The organism is Polyangiaceae bacterium, from assembly GCA_020633205.1.
Taxonomy (GTDB): Bacteria; Myxococcota_A; Polyangia; order Polyangiales; family Polyangiaceae; genus JAHBVY01.
On the sequence record JACKEB010000019.1, the window covers coordinates 223,732 to 239,651 of the forward strand.

Here is a 15,920-nt window from a genome sequence, read left to right on the forward strand (position 1 = left end):
CGCGGCAGCAGCGCAGAATCGAGACGCCTGGATCGGTTTGTCGGAGCTGAATATGCTGCAGCGATGAAGAGCCGTTCTCGACCCGTTGCGTTGGTCACGGGCGCTTCGAGCGGGATCGGCACGGAGACCGCGTATGGTCTAGCTCGACGAGGACACCATGTGGTGGTCGTCGGTCGTAACCCAGACCGCACCAGGGAGGTCGCACAACGCATCCTCACGGATGGCGGTAGCGCGGAACACTGCTCGGCAGACTTTTCGAGCCTCGCGCAGGTGGCAAGGGTAGCCCTCGAGTTCGAAGCGAAGCACTCGCGCCTGGATGTGCTGGTGAACAACGCCGGGCTTTGGCACCCGGAGCGGCAGCTCAGCGGGGACGGCTACGAGGACACCTTCGCCGTCAACCACTTGGCGGCGTTTCTGCTGACACGGCTCCTCGAACGCGTCCTGACCGACACCAGAGATTCACGCGTCGTCACCGTTTCCTCACGGTTACACATCAAACCATCGGGCTTCGACTTCGGGGACGTCATGAGCGAGCACGCCTACGAAGGGCGCTACGTGTACGCGAAGAGCAAGCTCGCCAACGTGCTGTTCAGCAACCAGCTGGCGCGACGACTGAAGGCACGCGGTGTGACGAGCAACAGCGTGCATCCCGGCAGTGTCGTAACCAATGTCGTACGCGACTCCCGGCTGCTTTCGTGGGGAGCGAAGCTCCCGCTGCCAGGGCTGATCAGCGCGCGCGAAGGCGCGCTGCCTTCCTTGTTCGTGGCCACCTCGCCCAGCCTCTCGGGGGTCACCGGCTGCTACTTCGCCGCTGGTCCAGGAGACACGGCACAAGCGCATGTGCCCTCCAAGGCAGCTCTGGATGTGCGCGCGGCTACGCACTTGTGGGAACTGTCCGACAGCCTCGTCGCGCGCTTTCTTTGAGCGTTTCGCCCGGGCCCCTTTGGAACGCATCAATAACCGTATCGAAAAACGGGAGGCCGGCAGCAAACCCATGTCGAAGCGTGACACCGCAGTGTGGTGGGCAGACCAAAGGTTACAGGCAGGTTTCAGCGCTGGTTTGTGCTGCGGATGCAGGGGCGTAGGGATTCGCCACAGCGAGGGTTTGGGTGTTACCCTAGACAGGATTCATGGCGACCCTCTACCCGGGCAGTGTGTTCGCGCAGCGCTACCGCGTAGCGCGCGAGCTCGCCGCGGGCTCCATGGGCATGCTCTACGAGGTCGAGCATCTGGAGACTGGCCGTGCGTGCGCCCTGAAGGTGATGCTGCCGGGGACGAGCCGTTCGCCAGATCTGAGGCAGCGGTTCGAGACCGAGGCTCGCGCCACGGCCTCGGTGCGCAGTGACTACGTAGTCCAGGTCTTCGACGCAGGCGTGGAACCTTCGAGCGATACGCCCTACTTCGTCATGGAGCTGCTCGAGGGGGAAGATCTCGAGCGGAGGCTTGCAAAAGGCCCGCTGCCGACGGGCGTCGCGGTTCGACTGCTCAGACAAGTCGCCAGCGCGCTCGACAAGCTGCACGCCCGTGGGGTGCTTCACCGCGACCTGAAGCCAGAGAACATTTTCCTCACGCAAAATGACATAGGTGAACTCAAGGTAAAGATCGTGGACTTCGGCGTCGCACGCCTATTCGAGGATGCGGGTGCGGTGACATCGACGAAAGCAGTCGGCACGCCGCTGTACATGCCGCCGGAGCAATTCAAGGCATCTCGCCGCATCACTCCAGCGGTGGACATCTACGCCCTTGGCCTCATCGCCTTTGCGATGCTCACGGGGCACCACTACTTCGCGATGGAGCGAGACCACTCCACATCGTTCTTGAGTTTCCTCAAGGGCACCTGCCAGGGTCCCAAGGAAGCAGCGTCCAAGCGCGCAGCCAAGTTCGGAGCGCACCTGCCACAGACTTTCGACGCGTGGCTCTTCAAGGCCTCTCACGCGGAGCCAGAGCAACGCTACGCCACAGCTGGCGAGGCTGTGCTTGCCTTGGCAGAGGCACTGGGAGTCGCCTCGTTGGCACAGCCTTCGTCGCCATTCCACGCGCCCCCGCAGCTCTCCGAGCCTGACCTCGGTGCACCTCGTCACTCATACGGTAGTCTGCCTGACGCGAGTCTCCCTGGCGCAACAGCTCGCCCCGCCGTCCCTGACTATCCAGACATCCGCCCTACGGCTCCCAGCCAAGCGGATACCACTGGGCCACGCCGGGCGATTCGCAACCCCGTCGAGCTGCGTGCGGCATCGACGACGGGCTCTGTGAGCGTGTCTCGTCCACAGCCACCGCAAAACGAGCCGAGTCGCGCCGTAGCGCTGATGGTTGGCATCAGCATCGCGTCGCTGATCGTATGCGTGGGCGCTGGCATTGCTTTGTTCGCCCTCGACAAGGGCGATCCCCAAGCCGTGGCCCCCCAATCAGCCATCACGGCACCTACCACGCCAGCGGCGCAGCTATCGGCAATGGAAATCCCCACAGAAATTCCGGCCCAGCCGGCTGCACCCGCAGGCACCGCAGATCTGGACCTGCAGGCGCTGCCGCCTAGCGCCACCACTGAAGTCAAGCCAGCCACTCGGCCCTCAACGCCAACGAAGCGCGCGAACGAAAAGCCGAAGGCCGAGGACAAGTCCAAGCCCCAGGTCGAGGCGCCACCGAACCCTTACGGAGAGTGAAGCGTCACCGTTTCAGCTTCCCAGCTTGAAAACGCGCGTGGCATTCCCGCCCAAGAACAGCTCCAAGGCTTCCCGCTCGAGCCCCAGGCGGTCCAAATGCTCGAGCGCCGCAGCAGGCTGAATCATCGGGAAGTTGCTCCCGAACAGCACCTTCTCTCGCCCCCGCCCCCGCATGAAGCGGATTAATTCCTCGGGGTAACGACTGATCTTATACGCTGAGGTGTCGATGAAGACATTCGGGTACTTGGTCGCCAGCGCCACCATCTCTTCGGTCCAGGGGTACCCGATGTGTCCGCCGACGATCGTGAGCTCCGGGAAGTCACACGCAACCCGGTCCAAGTAAGGAAACGGCCGTCCCGGCTCCGAGGGCCTCAGCGGTCCCGCGTGTCCGACCTGTAGACAGAACGGAACTCCAAGCTCGATGCACTCCGCATACAACGGGTAGTAGCGACGATCGTCTGGCGGCAGCTCCCAGAGCCACGGCAACAGCCGCAACGCTTTGAACCCCAGCTCGCGCACAGCCCGCCTCAACTCACGCACCGCTTCCATCGGCTTGCGCAGGTCGACGCCCGCTACTCCGATGAGCCGCTCGGGCGCTCTGCTGATTAGCCCTGCCACCTCGTCATTGGAGATCAGCGCACCACGAGCCTGAGGTGCCGTCTCTGGGCCGTACCATGCGGAAATGAGCGCCCTGTCTATGCCGCCGGCGTCGAGCGCGCCGAGGGTGAACTCCAGGGGGATCTCGTCGGGCACCGTCTCTAGGCGCATCCAGCGTCGCAAGCTGGCGAACATGTCATGGCGCAAGAACTCCGGTGTCGGATGCTGGATCCAGGCGTCGACTCGCATGTTGCGAGCATCGCGCAGCGGACGACCGATAGCACGCTGCGCCTCTGCAGGTTTGGGCTGCGGTCCAAACTCAAAGAGCCTGTCAGCGACTGCCGAACAGGCTCTTCTTCGGTTCGATGCCTCACACGACCTCTATCGTGGGGCTTTCAGCGGAGAGGGAGGGATTCGAACCCTCGGTAGGTTTCCCTACGCCCGCTTAGCAAGCGGGTACCATCGGCCACTCGGTCACCTCTCCGAGCGGAACTTCGAGCGTGCCCGAAGCCCCGCCTCGCCCGCTTTTCTGCGGACTTGGGAGGCCGCAACCTACCCGCGTTTTTGCCGTCGTCAAGCCAAAGCGTGTGCGGGCATCGGGAGCCGGGCAAAAACGGCCACAAGCGTAGCTCGCTGTGTCGCTCGAAGTTCGGTCGGGAACCCAGAAGCGCTAGAAACGCCCCTGTTGGCGAGCAAATCGACGCCGCGTGCCTCCACCCCCTACACTCCACGGTTCGGCTTCGCGCGGCTGTGTTCTTCAGCCTCGCTGAGCAAGTGGAAGCAGGGGTCGACCAATGAGCGAAGACGTAGCGAGCACAGGCACGGACAGCGCAGGCAAGCCGGGAAAGCTCAAATGGGTGGGGATTGGGTTAGGCGCACTGGTCGCTGCCGTGGCTCTCTTCGTCGCGACGAAATCCCCGGCGGCACGCCCGGCGCCTGATGTGAAGGCAGAAGCAACGCCCGCCGCGATCGAGCGCGGCAAGTACCTCTTCGAACACCAGCTTGGCTGTGGGGAGTGCCACACCGAGCGTGACTGGACGAAGTACGGAGGCCCGCCGAAAGGCGCGAGCGGTGGAGGCACGCCTGACTGCTGGGGCGAAGACTACGGCCTACCCGGAGAAGTGTGCTTTCCAAACCTAACCGCGGGCAGCGGCGGCCTGAAGGACTGGACTGACGGGGAGATCGCACGGGCGATCCGCGAGGGCGTCGATAAGGACGGCGACGTGCTGTTTCCGATGATGCCGTACGACAACTACAAGGAGCTCTCGGACGCAGACACCTTAGCGGTGATCGCATATCTGCGTAGCCTGCCTGCAGTCGACGCGGCGCGACCCAAGACCCGCATCGACTTCCCCGTCAGCTTCTTCATCAAGTTTGCACCGAAGCCCCTTGGCGGCCCCATCGAGGAACCGAATCGCTCCGACCCCATTGCCCTAGGGAAATATCTAACCACCGTAGCTGGCTGCCGTTCGTGTCACTCTCAGGTCGACAAAGAGCACCAGCCGATCCCTGGCTACGAGTTTGCCGGCGGGCAGCTGTTTGCGGGGCCCTGGGGCAAGGTGCGAAGCCCGAACTTAACACCGGATCCGGAAACAGGACTCCAGCTCAACGAGCAAGAGTTCGTACAGAAGTTCACCTCACACCGGGAACCGTCCGTCCAGCAAGCAATGGACTCGACGCAGAACACGGCAATGCCCTGGCTCGCCTACTCCGCCATGACCGAAACCGATCTGAAGGCCATCTATGCGTTCTTGAAGACGGTAAAGCCGGTCAAGAACAAGGTCGAGACGCGGCCCCAATGAGGCGACCCCGGTGAGACCAGGCGAATTCAACGCAGGATGAGTGCGTAGGGAAGCGTTGCCAGGGTGTGCTCGCCACTGAGCACCGGCGCGAAGGCCTGAGCGTGAGGCAGCATCGGCTCGGTTACCTTGCCGAGCCAGCTCTCGCGTTCCGCAATCGCCCGCTCCGCGGCAGTCAGGAGCTGCTCCGACGTGGCGTTGTCATTTCCACCTAGAATATCGAACAGACCGTCGGCTCCACCCTCCACAGTGAGCGGAACGTCTCCCTCGAGCTTCGCCAGCTCCTTGGCGCGCTCAATCGCGTCCCGTAGACCGCCAAGCGTATCCACCAGGCGCTTGTCTTTGCCCTGGGCGCCGCTCCAGATCCTGCCCTGCGCGTTGGGCTCGACGTCGCTGACCTTCAGCCCACGCCCGTCCGCGACGCGCTTGAGGAACAGCTGATAAGTGCCCTCCATCAGCTGTCGCATCCGTTCGCGGGTCGCATCGTCCCAGGGCTCGAGAGGCGACATGAATGCTGCGCGAGCCTTGGCGGAGGGCTCGGGGCTCGCCGGGATGGTGACGGCGTTGATGCCCTGACTCGCGAGGGCGTCGTTGAACGTGAACTTGCCCCCGACGACACCGATGGATCCCACGATGCTGGTGCGCTCGGCGAAGATCTCGTTCGCCGCGCAAGCCATGTAGTAGCCACCACTTGCCGCCATCGAACCGACGGAGGCGATCAGCGGCTTCTTTGCGCGCACTTCCATCAGCTCATGCCAGAGCAAGTCGCTCGCGAGCGCGGAGCCACCAGGCGAGTCGATGCGCAGCACCACAGCCTTCACCGAATCATCCTTGGCAACGCGGCGCAGTGTCTTGGTGAGCGAGCTAGCGGCGATCCCACCACCAAAGCCACCCGAGGTCATGGCAATGCCCCCAACGGCCGGCACCACCGCAATGCGGTCTGCACCCGAGGCGCGACGGTTCGCTCCGGAGATTGAACGGATCAGCGCAGCCAGGCCGTTGCCTCCTCCACCGCCACCGCTCTTGGGGCCAAACACGACGCGCACCTTGTCAGCGGTGCCCCGTTGCTTGGCGTCCTTGAGGGCATCCGACTCGTAGCCGATCTCGTCAATCAGCTTCTTCTGCTTGGCTTGATCAGCGCTCCAGGGCCCATCTTCGAGCGCCCCTTCAGCGCCCGGCCGCTGTTTCTTTACGGAATCGATCCAGGTAGCGCGAATCGAACCTAGCACCACCGTGAGGCTCTCCCGCGCTTCAGGGCTCGGCTCTTCACGGGTGAACTGCTCGGCGAAGCTCTTGTATTTGCCCATGTGCAGGAAGTCCGCTTGGACTCCGAGCTTGTCGAGGACACCCTTCAAAAACACGACTTGCCCGGCGAGCCCAACGGTCTCCACATCGCCGGCCGGGCTTAGCCACACTCGGTCACACGCCCTCGCAACGAACAGGGAGAGCGAGTTGCCAAACGCGTGGGCATGGCAAACGACCGGCTTCCCACCCTCTCTGAGCTCCTCGAATAGCCTGCCTAGCTCTTCGGCTCGGGCCCAGTCGAGACTCCCACCGCCCAGGTTCACGTAGACGGAGCCAACGTCTTCGGTGTCCAGCGCATCTTTCAACGCGGAAATGAGGCCGACATAGGTGCGGCTAGGAGGAATGCCAAACAGGCCGCCAGCATCCGTCGACTCCGGCGCACCGCTGCTCAGGTCGAACGAGAGCACGGTCTTGTCGCCATAGCTCACACTAGCCGACGGCACTGGCGCCTCGCTCGCGCTGGATTCTTCCTGACGCGGCCTCGAACAGCTCGCGATGAGCACCCCACACAACAGCGCACAAGTCAGCGCACGCGGGACGTTGGAACTATTCAGGGAGATCAGTGGTGTCGATGTGGGGCGTTTGTGGCTCATCGGGCTTCTCTGCGGTTGCAGTCGCCGTGGCGGTGGGCTTGGCCGTAGGCTCACTGGTCGGTGCGGGCTCCGCGGTGCCCGCGGCCTTGGCCTTGTTGTACTCAGCAATGCGCGCCGCAGCCTTCTGCCCGTAGGGCGTGCCCGGGCCTGCATTTTCGAGCACCCGTTGGTACAGCCCCACGGCGCCGGCCTTGTCTCCGGACGACCATTTCTGATCGGCCTTGCCAAGCAACGCGGGGATGTAGTTCGGGTTCTTCTTCAGCACTTCATCGTAGGCTTCACTCGCCGCGCTGGTGTCCTTTTTCCGCGCGGCTACATCGCCCAAGCCAGCTAGCGCCTCGGTGTTACCCGGTTGCTTGGCGAGCACTGCACGAAAAAGCTGCTCCGCCCTATCAAGCTTGCCGGCCTTGAGGGCGGTGTTGGCCTGGGTGAGCATCACGCGAAAGTCCCCGGACGGCAGCGTGTCGCCTGCGGCAACGGGACCCGGCGACTCCGTAATCGCGGGGAGCTTGCTGGGATCCACGGTGGGCACCTCTTCGTCGACGCCTGCATCCTTCGCGTTTTCGTAGCGCTTTACGAACTCGCGCAGCTCGTTCACGAGGGGGTGAGGGCGAATGGCGCTCGAGATCTTCTCGAGTTCGCTCTTCGCAGCCGGCAGATCTCCGCTCTTCGTCAGAGCGTAGACAAGCGCCGCGCTGGCGCGGCCAGGCCCCGTCTCCGCGGACTTTGCCGTGCGGAGACGATCAACAATAGAGCTCCAGTTTGGCTCCTTCTCGGCCATGTCCAGCGCGGCGAGGACATATGCGGTCTCAGGCTGCGAAGCGGTGGACGAGATCGAGGCGACGTGAGCTCGAGCTTTCTGCAGCTCGCCCTGCAGACGCAGCGCGTCGACCCGGGCACGAATCACGCTCGCATCTTCCGGGGCCGCAGCCTCAGCCGCAGCTGCGGCGCTCAGGGATTTGCGCACGCGCACCGCGAGCTCGCGGTGAGTGATCTGAACCAGCTCGTCATCGCTGGGATCGAGCAAGCGAAGCTTGAGCCACACGATGTCCGCACGCGCTGCTTCCAGGCGGGCCTGGGCAACCAACACTCCAGCGTCGTGCTCGCCGAGGGCGCTCGCCTTGTCGTACTGCTCTTTGGCGCCTTCGAAGTCCCCGTCAGCCAGCGCCTTGTTACCGCGCTCGACCAAGGTCGCCACGCGCGCATCCGAAGCGGCATTGGCGGGCTCTTCAGTGGCAGCGCTCTTCAAGTAGTCGCGGCCGACGGTCAGCCCAACGAGCACCAGTGCGCCGAGGAGCACCACACCGACGATCCAACGCGAGCGCTGCCGACGTGAGGGAGGCGCGGCGGTCATGAAGCGCGCGTCACCGGTCTCCTCGTAGCTGCGGTAGGCGTCGCTGACGTCAGTTGGCGTCGGCGTGTGCTGAAGCGGTTCCTCCTGGATACGCACGTTGGAGGGTGGCGTCAGGCGCGCCTCGGGGTGCGAAGGCTTGCTTGAGTGAAGCGAACTGCTCGGCGGGCTGAGATCGGAATCCGGCATTGGATTCCTGGGGATGGTCGGCGGATCCGGCTCGATGTCCACGTCGACCGCCGCAAACGCGGGCGGAGGCGGTGTGCTCGGGATCTTTCGACCCGGGATGGGCGGCTTGTTGCGAGCTGGCTTCGGCGGCGGCACCGAGGACCGTCGCGTGGTGGCGGCGAACGCAGGCTCTGCGGGAGGAGGATTGGAGGGCGTGCGCGGCGGGTGCGGCGTCGGGGGGAGCGGACCGCGGTTGCCGAGGCCACTCGAAGTGGAGCGTTTCCCCGCGGGAGGAGGCGCGCTGCTGTTGCGACGAAAGAACGGTTCGAGTTCAGCGATGGAGCTGAGCGCACGCGGCGGGCCACCACCCCGAGAGAGCAGATCCTCGGGGCCAATCTGGCGCTGGCTGATCCCCTTCTGCAGATCGCGAAGCGATGTGTAAACCAGCTCCCGACCGCTGGTCGTGCGCACTACCCAGCGTTCGGGACCGCTGGGTCCGTCGGCGGGATGAACCTTGAACTGGTGCCCGCAGTTGGTGCACTTCACCGTGGTGCCACGGTCGCTGACCAGGGCATCGTCGAACTCGTACTCGGTTCCACAGCGTGAACAGCTAACGTCCATCGAAGTCTTGGGTGGGGTGTTGTGTTCTGTTCACGCGCATCGCGCGTCGAGCGGCCGCAAGTCGTGAACCGCAGGTCAAGTCGCCCTGAGTGGCGCTGCACCAACGGCGGTGCACCGACAAACGCGAGCAGTTGGCATGGGTGTCAAGCAACGCTAGCACCTTCTTCCCCAGGCAAGCGCCTGAACAACGCGAACTTTTGCGCTCGGCAGGCGCGTGAACGCGACTTCACCCTCCCCCCCAAACCCGCGCCCAGGTCACCCAGCAGATCCGCACGCTGGGACGCCCGGGGCATTCTGGGAGCGTGCCAAATCTGCCCGTTTCTGGGGGTTGTCTGGCGCGGTCCGCAGGTGGGGACTCGCGGACCCGAGGAGCTCACGGGCGCGGCTTGTCTGAGGCACGCCGCTTGCTAACCTCTCGATGGCGGCGGCAACGCGCCGCTGGGCAAAGGTACTGGCGCCCGCGCGGTTCGGGCCTTTGAGTTGATTCTTTCGCGCCCGCGAGCGCGAGGTTGTTCGCACCGGTTGGGTGCGAAGCTGCAGGAGACCGAAACATGAAGCGAGTTTGGCTGCTAGGCGCGACGTTACTGTCTTCAATGGCCCTCGGAGGATGCCCCCTCTACCCCGACGACCCCGCATACTGCGACTACAACTCCGACTGCGGCTCCGGCTTCGTTTGCAATGGCTACGGAGAGTGTGTTCCCGACGGCCGCAACGACGTCCAGTGCACCTCGCCGGCCCAGTGCGGAGTGAACGAAACCTGCGGCGCCGACCAGCAGTGTCACTCCGGAGACTGCAGCTTCGTGGGCTGCCCAGCGGGCTACAGCTGCGTACGCAACGATAGCGCTCGCTTCTCCTGTCAGGACACCCTCGGGTCCGGTGGTAGCGGCGCTACTTCGAGCGGTGGCAGCGGCGGCGCAACCACTGGCGGCAGCGCTGGTGCAGCCACTGGCGGCGCAGCGACCGGCGGCACTGGCGGCGCGGCGACTGGCGGAGCAGCAACGGGTGGCGCGGGCGGCGCGACCGGCGGCAACGCTGGAGCGGCGACGGGTGGTGCAAGCACTGGCGGCGCAGCGACTGGCGGAGCAGCGACTGGCGGTGCGAGCACGGGCGGTGCGGCAACGGGCGGCGCCAGCACCGGCGGCGCAGCAACGGCTGGCACAGGTGGCGTCGGAACCGGTGGCGCTAGCACCGGCGGTGCAGCTGGTAGCGCCTGATCACTTCACGACGCGCAAATACGGGGGAAGCTTTCGCTTCCCATCCGGCTTCTCTTCGGCGGCTGGCTCCTCACTGGGGCCGGCCGTTTCCGTGTGGTCTGATGCTTCGGCGTCCGTCTCGTTTCCGTCGCTAGCAGTCGCCTCGTCCTCGCTGGGCAGGGCGGCCAGAGCAGGGCGTGCAGACTTGCGTTCTTCGGCGGGAGCCTCCGCTTCGGCAACTGCCGCGTCCTCGGCTCCCTCCTCGGAAGTGGCCGTCGACTCAGGTGACTCGCCCTCTGCGCGGGGCGTCTCAGGCTCATCAGCTTCGTCCGCCTCGGTGTCCTCAGGCTCACCCACGGCGCGAAGATGCGGCTTCTTGCGTGGGGTTTGCTGCTGGGCGCCCTTGGCATTCGCTTGGGCTGCAACCTCGGCAGGGACATCGTCGGGCCAAACCATGCCGCGACCGTCTTCACCCACCAGCGCGTAGATCGCAGACCACGGCATCAAGCAGAAATGAGGCGTGCGATTGAAGCTCAGGGTGCAGCTGATGGCCTCATCGTCGACCTCTAGGTCGCGGATCGGCACGGCCATGTTGAGACCAATCTGCAGCACCAGCTGCGGCTGCTTCTTGAACCACGGAGGCACGCGCACTTCCTCGCGACGCGGGTCGAGGTGAATGAACACGGTGGACCGCTGGAGCAACGCGAGTGCGACCTCTTTCTTTGGTGGCAGGGCTTGCATCGGCGCCTGCACCCATACCGCCCCAGCGTGCGGAGCGCCAGATGTAAGGCGCTCTGCGCGAGTCGCGCACTTCACTGAACTCGTTGATTCCATTCAACATGCGGCCGCTTCGACGCTTGGCGGCAGCGCGCCGCGAGAATGTTGCGAGGCCCTGTGTCTACCCCACGCTAAGATGCGCGGATGCGCTTTGGCTCCCTCTCGACATCGCGAACGATTTCAATTCTCGGCCTTTGCGGCTTGAGCTTGCTGGCCGCTTGCGCGTCCGACAAGACAACGGACGAAGGGGGTGAGGGTGGCAGCGCGGGCACCGCTGGTTCCGCAGGGAATGGCGGCACCGGTGGAGACATAGTTGCAGGCAGCGGCGGTGACGCAGGCACTGCTGGCACCGGCGCCATGGGCGGCACCGCGGGCACTGGGGCTGTGGGTGGTACCGCAGGCACTGGCGCCGGCGGGACCGGAGGCAGCTCTGGTTCCGCGGGGAGCTCCGGCAACGGCGGGATCGGCGGCGTAGGCCCCGACGCCACGATTACGGACGGCGCCGAAGATCGCATCCTGCTGACAGGCCTCGTGGTCACGCCGGATCAAGCCTTCGACGGCCAAGTCTTGGTCGAGGGCGAAGACATCACCTGCGTCGAGATGGGCACCGGCTGCGAGAGCCAGAGCGGCGCGACAGGAGCAACCCGCATCGACACCAACGGCATCATCCTGCCGGGCCTGATCGACACGCATAACCACATCTTGTTTGATATTTTCAACAACGATGACTGGGTGCCCAACTTGCCAGCGAGCTGTACGGATCGCACGGACTGCGTGAACGGGAGCCCCTACTGCAAGAGAGCGAACGGCACTGACAACAACTACTGCGATTGCGTGGATAGCGTCTGCCGCTACACAAATCACAACCAGTGGGGTGATGAGGCCGAGTACAACCAGATGCTCGACTACAAGCAGTGCCTGAGCGACGCCAGCCAAGGCAAGAAGGCGTGGTGCCCGATTACTTACGACGGGACGACGGGGCGCCTAACGTGTGAGATGGACAAGTGGGGTGAGCTCAAGGGGTTGATCGCGGGAACAACGTCGATCGTCGGCCTGCCCGGCAACGGGCTGGCATGTTTCGGAAGCCTGTCCCGCTCCATCGACTCCAGCCAGAACGATCTGCCCGGTGACAAGATCCAAGTGAGTTCGCTGTTTCCCCCGAGCGACCCTTCCGGCGTGTGCGACAACTTCAGTGACGGGAGCACGGACGCGTTTCTCGTGCATTGCGGTGAAGGCGTAGACGCCGCAGCCCTAGAGGAGTGGACTGACTTAAGCACTGCCGGAACTCCCAATGGTTGCCTGCTTAGCTACCAAACGACCGTGACTCATGGGGTGGCTTTCACGAATACGGAATTCGCTGCGATGGCCGCGGCGAAGATGAAGCTCACTTGGTCGCCAGCCTCAAACATCGCCCTTTATGGGAGAACGACCAATATCCCCGCGGCACTAAGTGCTGGAATCACTGTCGCGCTCGGCCCCGACTGGTCGATGGGCGGAAGTCAGAACCTCCTTGACGAGCTCCGGTTCGCTGACAACTGGGACAACACGCACTGGGGCGACAACATCAGCGCGGAAGAACTCGTACACATGGTTACCAAGAACGCAGCCGCGGTTCTTGGGTTGGAATCCGTGCTCGGAAAGCTCGAGGTTGGGTTGAAGGCCGACATCCTCGTCATCGGTGGAGACACTAGTCGCCCCTTCGACTCAGTCGTCGCCGCACGACCTCGGGACGTCCGCCTGGTAATGGTGGGTGGGAAGGTGCTGTTTGGAGATGACCAGCTGGAAGCAGCTGGCCCAGTGAATCCAGGCTGCGAGACTTTCGACGCGTGCGGACGCAACAAGTTTCTGTGCGTCGCGGAGGCATCGACCAGCAACTTGTTCAGCCAAACCAAGGACCAAATCGAGAAGAACTTGAACGACGCTTTGCAGGACTTGGATGGGATCGCAGCCTTGCCCAACACTGACTGTGGGAGCTGCCCCACCGGAGAAAGCTGCTATGTGCGCACCAGCGTGCCGATGGCCAACGCATCGCAGTGCGCTTCAGCATGTGCGAGTGGCCAAGCTTGCTTCCAGACGAGTGCGAGCGGGTACGGCTGCCTGAGCATCAACGCGTGTGAACCAACGAAAACCGAAGCATTCTACCCCGTCGCACCGCTTCTCAAGTGCAACTGAAGTCCGCGTGGTACCATTCGCCATGCTTCGACGCTTGGCGATGCTCGTTCCGTTTGTTGCTCTCGGCTGTAGCCAGCTAATCGGGCTGGATGGATTCAAAGAGTCACCCGAAGCGACCGGGGGCACGAGTGCGACCGGCGGCGCCGCGGGCAACGGCGGGAGTTCCGCGAGCGGCGGCAGCGCGGGTGATGGTGGAAGCTCGGGAAGCGCGGGGAGCGGCGCGACTTCCGGTTCAGGCGGAACCGGAGGTGTGGCCCCTGACTGCAGTCAGCCTGAGGACTGCGTAGACGCCCTCGGCGAGTGCGACGACAAGTGGACCTGCCCCGCCGGCAAATGCGTGAAGGAATTCAAGGCGGGCGGCGATACCTGCAGCCTGGGGATCTGTAGCGGCAAGGGCGGATGTGGTGAGTGCGTCGCCGACTCCCGTCGCTGCAGCACCACCGAGCTCGGCCGGCCAGAAGTCTGCGACGACACGGGACACTGGGTGGGTGCACTCACCTGCTCGGGGGACAAGCCGATTTGCGACGAGGGGAGTTGCCTCGGGGTAACACAACTGAGCCTTGGAACCACCCACAACTGCGCGTTGCTCACCGATGGGCAAGTGCGCTGTTGGGGACAGAACTCAGCTGGACAGCTCGGAATTGGCTCTAAGTCGAGTGAGGAGTTCAGGCCGGTGAAGGTTGCGGGAATCGCAAACGCGGTCGAGGTGGCGGCGGGAAGTGAACTCAGCTGTGCTCGGCTGGCGAACAGCGAAGTCTGGTGCTGGGGCTTGCTGTCTGTAAGCTCCACGAACCCCGGTGAGAACTTCAGCGAGGAATGGCTCGCCCCGCACAAGATTGGCGACAACGCAGAACAGCTCGCGGTGTCTGCTGGCCCATGCTACTTGAGCGACGGACGAGCGTTCTGCATGGGCGAAGGAACCGACGGGAACGGGGACTTTGGCCAGGAATCCGGAGAAGGTGGCTCACCCGTTCTCGAGGTTATTACTGGCCTCTCGGGACTTAGGCAAATCACTCGATCGTACTGGGCAATTTGCGGATTACAGGATAGCGCGATCACATGCGCTGGTGTGGCGGCGGGCTCACCCCCCACCAATGGAGTAGGCCCTGACACAACAATCAGCTCGGGCTTCTACGGATCCTGCGAAGCGGGAAAGACGCAGGCTGGGACGATCCTGTGCTGGGGCGGTCAAGTCTCCACTCCTCGCTTCGGAGTTGATAGCCCGTTCGACGCCGTCAAACCCTCCCTCGGGTTCGACCATGCTTGTGCCATCTCGAGCGGCACCGCCTACTGCTGGGGCGCGAGCAACAAAGGGCAATGCGGAGAAGATCGCACCGTCACGAGCGACGTCCCGAACGCTGTCGTTTCAGGGGTCGAAGACGTCTACGCGGGCAACAAGATCAGCTGTGCAAAGAAGACGGACGGCAGCGTGGTCTGCTGGGGTGCGATCACGTCGACGGACGTTGGCTATCAGCCCCGACCGATTCAGTGGAACTAGGGCTTGAGCCCTCCATCACTTCGCAAAGCACCCCAGCTCTTTTCCTCCCGGAACTAAAATCGGACCACGCAGCGCGGAGCCTTCGAAGGCGCCCATACGGTTCAGCTCAGGAAGCGAGAACTGAACCACGCCGGTGTCCGTCGCGAGCCAGGCTGCGTGGGATTGCAGGGCTAGCGGGCGGTACCTGTCTGTGACCGGTGCCTCGACTCGCGTGCCGTAGGCAGCGCCCTGCCCCGCGCTCCACAGGCTTAGAGCATCGTGAGGCGCTTCCAGTAGCGCGACGGCGCGGTGAGGCGCCGCTGCGAGCGCCAGCGCCCGTGCTTGGCCGAGGTACGCTTGCTCGAACGTGGGCGCGCCGAGGGGAGCGAGCGCCGCAAAGCGCGCGAGGCGTGGCCCCGTATCGGCGCCCGCCTCCAGCCACACCCAGAGATCGGCGCCGCGCGTCGCCAAGGCGCTTGCTCGGGGCAGCGCATAGGTGTCGATGTGCTCCGCAGAGCCTTCGAGGGAAGCGAAGGCGACCGACGTTGCCTCAGCCTTCCCGACGATGGCCACCACGTTGCCCTGGGGTAATGCCGCCCAACGCACGGGTTCGGGCCATGTTTCGGCCTGGCTCAGGAGTTCGAGCCGAAAGCCGAGACGTTGCCACACAGGGACCGGGTCGCCTTGAGTGAGCCACAACGTCTCCGGGCGGCGCTGACCGGTGCGCGACGCGTAGCTCCTCACCCCCAAAATTTGAGGATTGCCCCAGTACTCCTCCGTCGCGGACTCGAGCGCCAGCACGAGCTGACCGGACTCCCAACGCGGCTCGTAGGCGAACAGCCTCTGCGCACGCCCGTTGCTCGAGACCCGCGCTACCAGGCGACACGCGGCTGGCAGCCAGGCGAGATCGTAGACGCTATTCCCGAGTGGGTGTTCGGCCACGACATCACCTGTCCGGAGCTCGAAGACCACGAGGGAGCCTCGGTCGTTCGTCGCGAAACCAAGCCCTGGAGCGACCTCCGGCTTGTGTACCTCGGAGGGTATCGGTTGATTCCATGGGGATTCAGCGATTGGGGGAGGCGCCTCGGAGTCGCTGCCTCCGTCTTCAACTTGGAGGCGCGTGCGTGAGTCGGGGGGCGACTCGCAAGCCCAGGCACAAATAACGACGACGGCGAGGAGAACGAACTGGAGGCGCATGGCGCACCTT

At 64.2% G+C, this 15,920-nt stretch carries 11 protein-coding genes and 1 tRNA gene; 6 read left to right on the plus strand and 6 right to left on the minus strand.

All coding sequences use genetic code 11. The annotated features are described in order from the left end of the window. Window positions 1-63: 63 nt before the first annotated feature. On the plus strand, window positions 64-924 hold the full coding sequence (locus tag H6718_30685; protein ID MCB9589822.1) for an SDR family oxidoreductase: 861 nt from the start codon (window positions 64-66) through the stop codon (window positions 922-924). Between the two features lie 206 nt (window positions 925-1,130). Next, on the plus strand, window positions 1,131-2,660 hold the full coding sequence (locus H6718_30690) for a protein kinase (protein ID MCB9589823.1): 1,530 nt from the start codon (window positions 1,131-1,133) through the stop codon (window positions 2,658-2,660). 12 nt (window positions 2,661-2,672) lie between these two features. Here the strand turns inward: H6718_30690 and H6718_30695 are convergent, their stop codons facing one another. Both H6718_30695 and H6718_30700 read right to left on the minus strand, forming a co-directional pair. Continuing rightward, window positions 2,673-3,506, minus strand: coding sequence for an amidohydrolase (locus H6718_30695; GenBank protein ID MCB9589824.1), 834 nt, complete (start codon window positions 3,504-3,506; stop codon window positions 2,673-2,675). A gap of 150 nt (window positions 3,507-3,656) precedes the next feature. After that, window positions 3,657-3,741: transfer RNA gene (locus H6718_30700), tRNA-Ser, on the minus strand. A 310-nt stretch (window positions 3,742-4,051) separates the two neighbouring features. On the opposite strand from H6718_30700, the gene H6718_30705 reads away from it, so the two are divergent. Continuing rightward, entirely contained in the window at window positions 4,052-5,059 is a 1,008-nt protein-coding gene (locus tag H6718_30705) for a cytochrome c (protein MCB9589825.1), read from the plus strand. 26 nt (window positions 5,060-5,085) lie between these two features. Here the strand turns inward: H6718_30705 and sppA are convergent, their stop codons facing one another. Continuing rightward, window positions 5,086-6,954: a signal peptide peptidase SppA gene (sppA, locus tag H6718_30710; protein MCB9589826.1), complete on the minus strand. Its 1,869-nt coding sequence runs from the start codon at window positions 6,952-6,954 to the stop codon at window positions 5,086-5,088. After that, window positions 6,908-9,094, minus strand: coding sequence for a zinc-ribbon domain-containing protein (locus H6718_30715; GenBank protein MCB9589827.1), 2,187 nt, complete (start codon window positions 9,092-9,094; stop codon window positions 6,908-6,910). The genes sppA and H6718_30715 overlap by 47 nt, the downstream gene beginning before the upstream one ends. Window positions 9,095-9,645: 551 nt before the next feature. On the opposite strand from H6718_30715, the gene H6718_30720 reads away from it, so the two are divergent. After that, entirely contained in the window at window positions 9,646-10,308 is a 663-nt protein-coding gene (locus H6718_30720; GenBank protein MCB9589828.1) for a hypothetical protein, read from the plus strand. Here H6718_30720 and H6718_30725 read toward each other — a convergent pair whose 3' ends face one another. Then, window positions 10,309-11,028 (minus strand): hypothetical protein, encoded by a 720-nt coding sequence (locus H6718_30725; protein ID MCB9589829.1) that lies wholly within the window; start codon window positions 11,026-11,028, stop codon window positions 10,309-10,311. A 180-nt stretch (window positions 11,029-11,208) separates the two neighbouring features. On the opposite strand from H6718_30725, the gene H6718_30730 reads away from it, so the two are divergent. Together H6718_30730 and H6718_30735 are read left to right on the plus strand one after the other, a co-directional pair. Beyond that, window positions 11,209-13,236 carry an amidohydrolase family protein gene (locus H6718_30730; protein ID MCB9589830.1) on the plus strand — a complete coding sequence of 676 codons (2,028 nt, stop codon included), beginning with the start codon at window positions 11,209-11,211 and terminating at the stop codon, window positions 13,234-13,236. 22 nt (window positions 13,237-13,258) lie between these two features. Next, complete coding sequence (locus H6718_30735; GenBank protein ID MCB9589831.1) at window positions 13,259-14,734, plus strand: hypothetical protein; 1,476 nt, start codon at window positions 13,259-13,261, stop codon at window positions 14,732-14,734. Between the two features lie 15 nt (window positions 14,735-14,749). On the opposite strand, the gene H6718_30740 is transcribed toward H6718_30735, so the two are convergent. Next, a complete protein-coding gene (locus H6718_30740) occupies window positions 14,750-15,910 on the minus strand; it encodes a hypothetical protein (GenBank protein MCB9589832.1) in 1,161 nt (386 codons plus the stop codon). Window positions 15,911-15,920: the final 10 nt, after the last annotated feature.

Coding starts and splice junctions, on each gene's coding strand:
- H6718_30685 (MCB9589822.1), top strand. CDS start 64: ATGAAGAGCCGTTCTCGACCCGTTGCGTTGGTCACGGGCGCTTCGAGC.
- H6718_30690 (MCB9589823.1), top strand. CDS start 1,131: ATGGCGACCCTCTACCCGGGCAGTGTGTTCGCGCAGCGCTACCGCGTA.
- H6718_30695 (MCB9589824.1), bottom strand. CDS start 3,506: ATGCGAGTCGACGCCTGGATCCAGCATCCGACACCGGAGTTCTTGCGC.
- H6718_30705 (MCB9589825.1), top strand. CDS start 4,052: ATGAGCGAAGACGTAGCGAGCACAGGCACGGACAGCGCAGGCAAGCCG.
- sppA (MCB9589826.1), bottom strand. CDS start 6,954: ATGAGCCACAAACGCCCCACATCGACACCACTGATCTCCCTGAATAGT.
- H6718_30715 (MCB9589827.1), bottom strand. CDS start 9,094: ATGGACGTTAGCTGTTCACGCTGTGGAACCGAGTACGAGTTCGACGAT.
- H6718_30720 (MCB9589828.1), top strand. CDS start 9,646: ATGAAGCGAGTTTGGCTGCTAGGCGCGACGTTACTGTCTTCAATGGCC.
- H6718_30725 (MCB9589829.1), bottom strand. CDS start 11,028: ATGCAAGCCCTGCCACCAAAGAAAGAGGTCGCACTCGCGTTGCTCCAG.
- H6718_30730 (MCB9589830.1), top strand. CDS start 11,209: ATGCGCTTTGGCTCCCTCTCGACATCGCGAACGATTTCAATTCTCGGC.
- H6718_30735 (MCB9589831.1), top strand. CDS start 13,259: ATGCTTCGACGCTTGGCGATGCTCGTTCCGTTTGTTGCTCTCGGCTGT.
- H6718_30740 (MCB9589832.1), bottom strand. CDS start 15,910: ATGCGCCTCCAGTTCGTTCTCCTCGCCGTCGTCGTTATTTGTGCCTGG.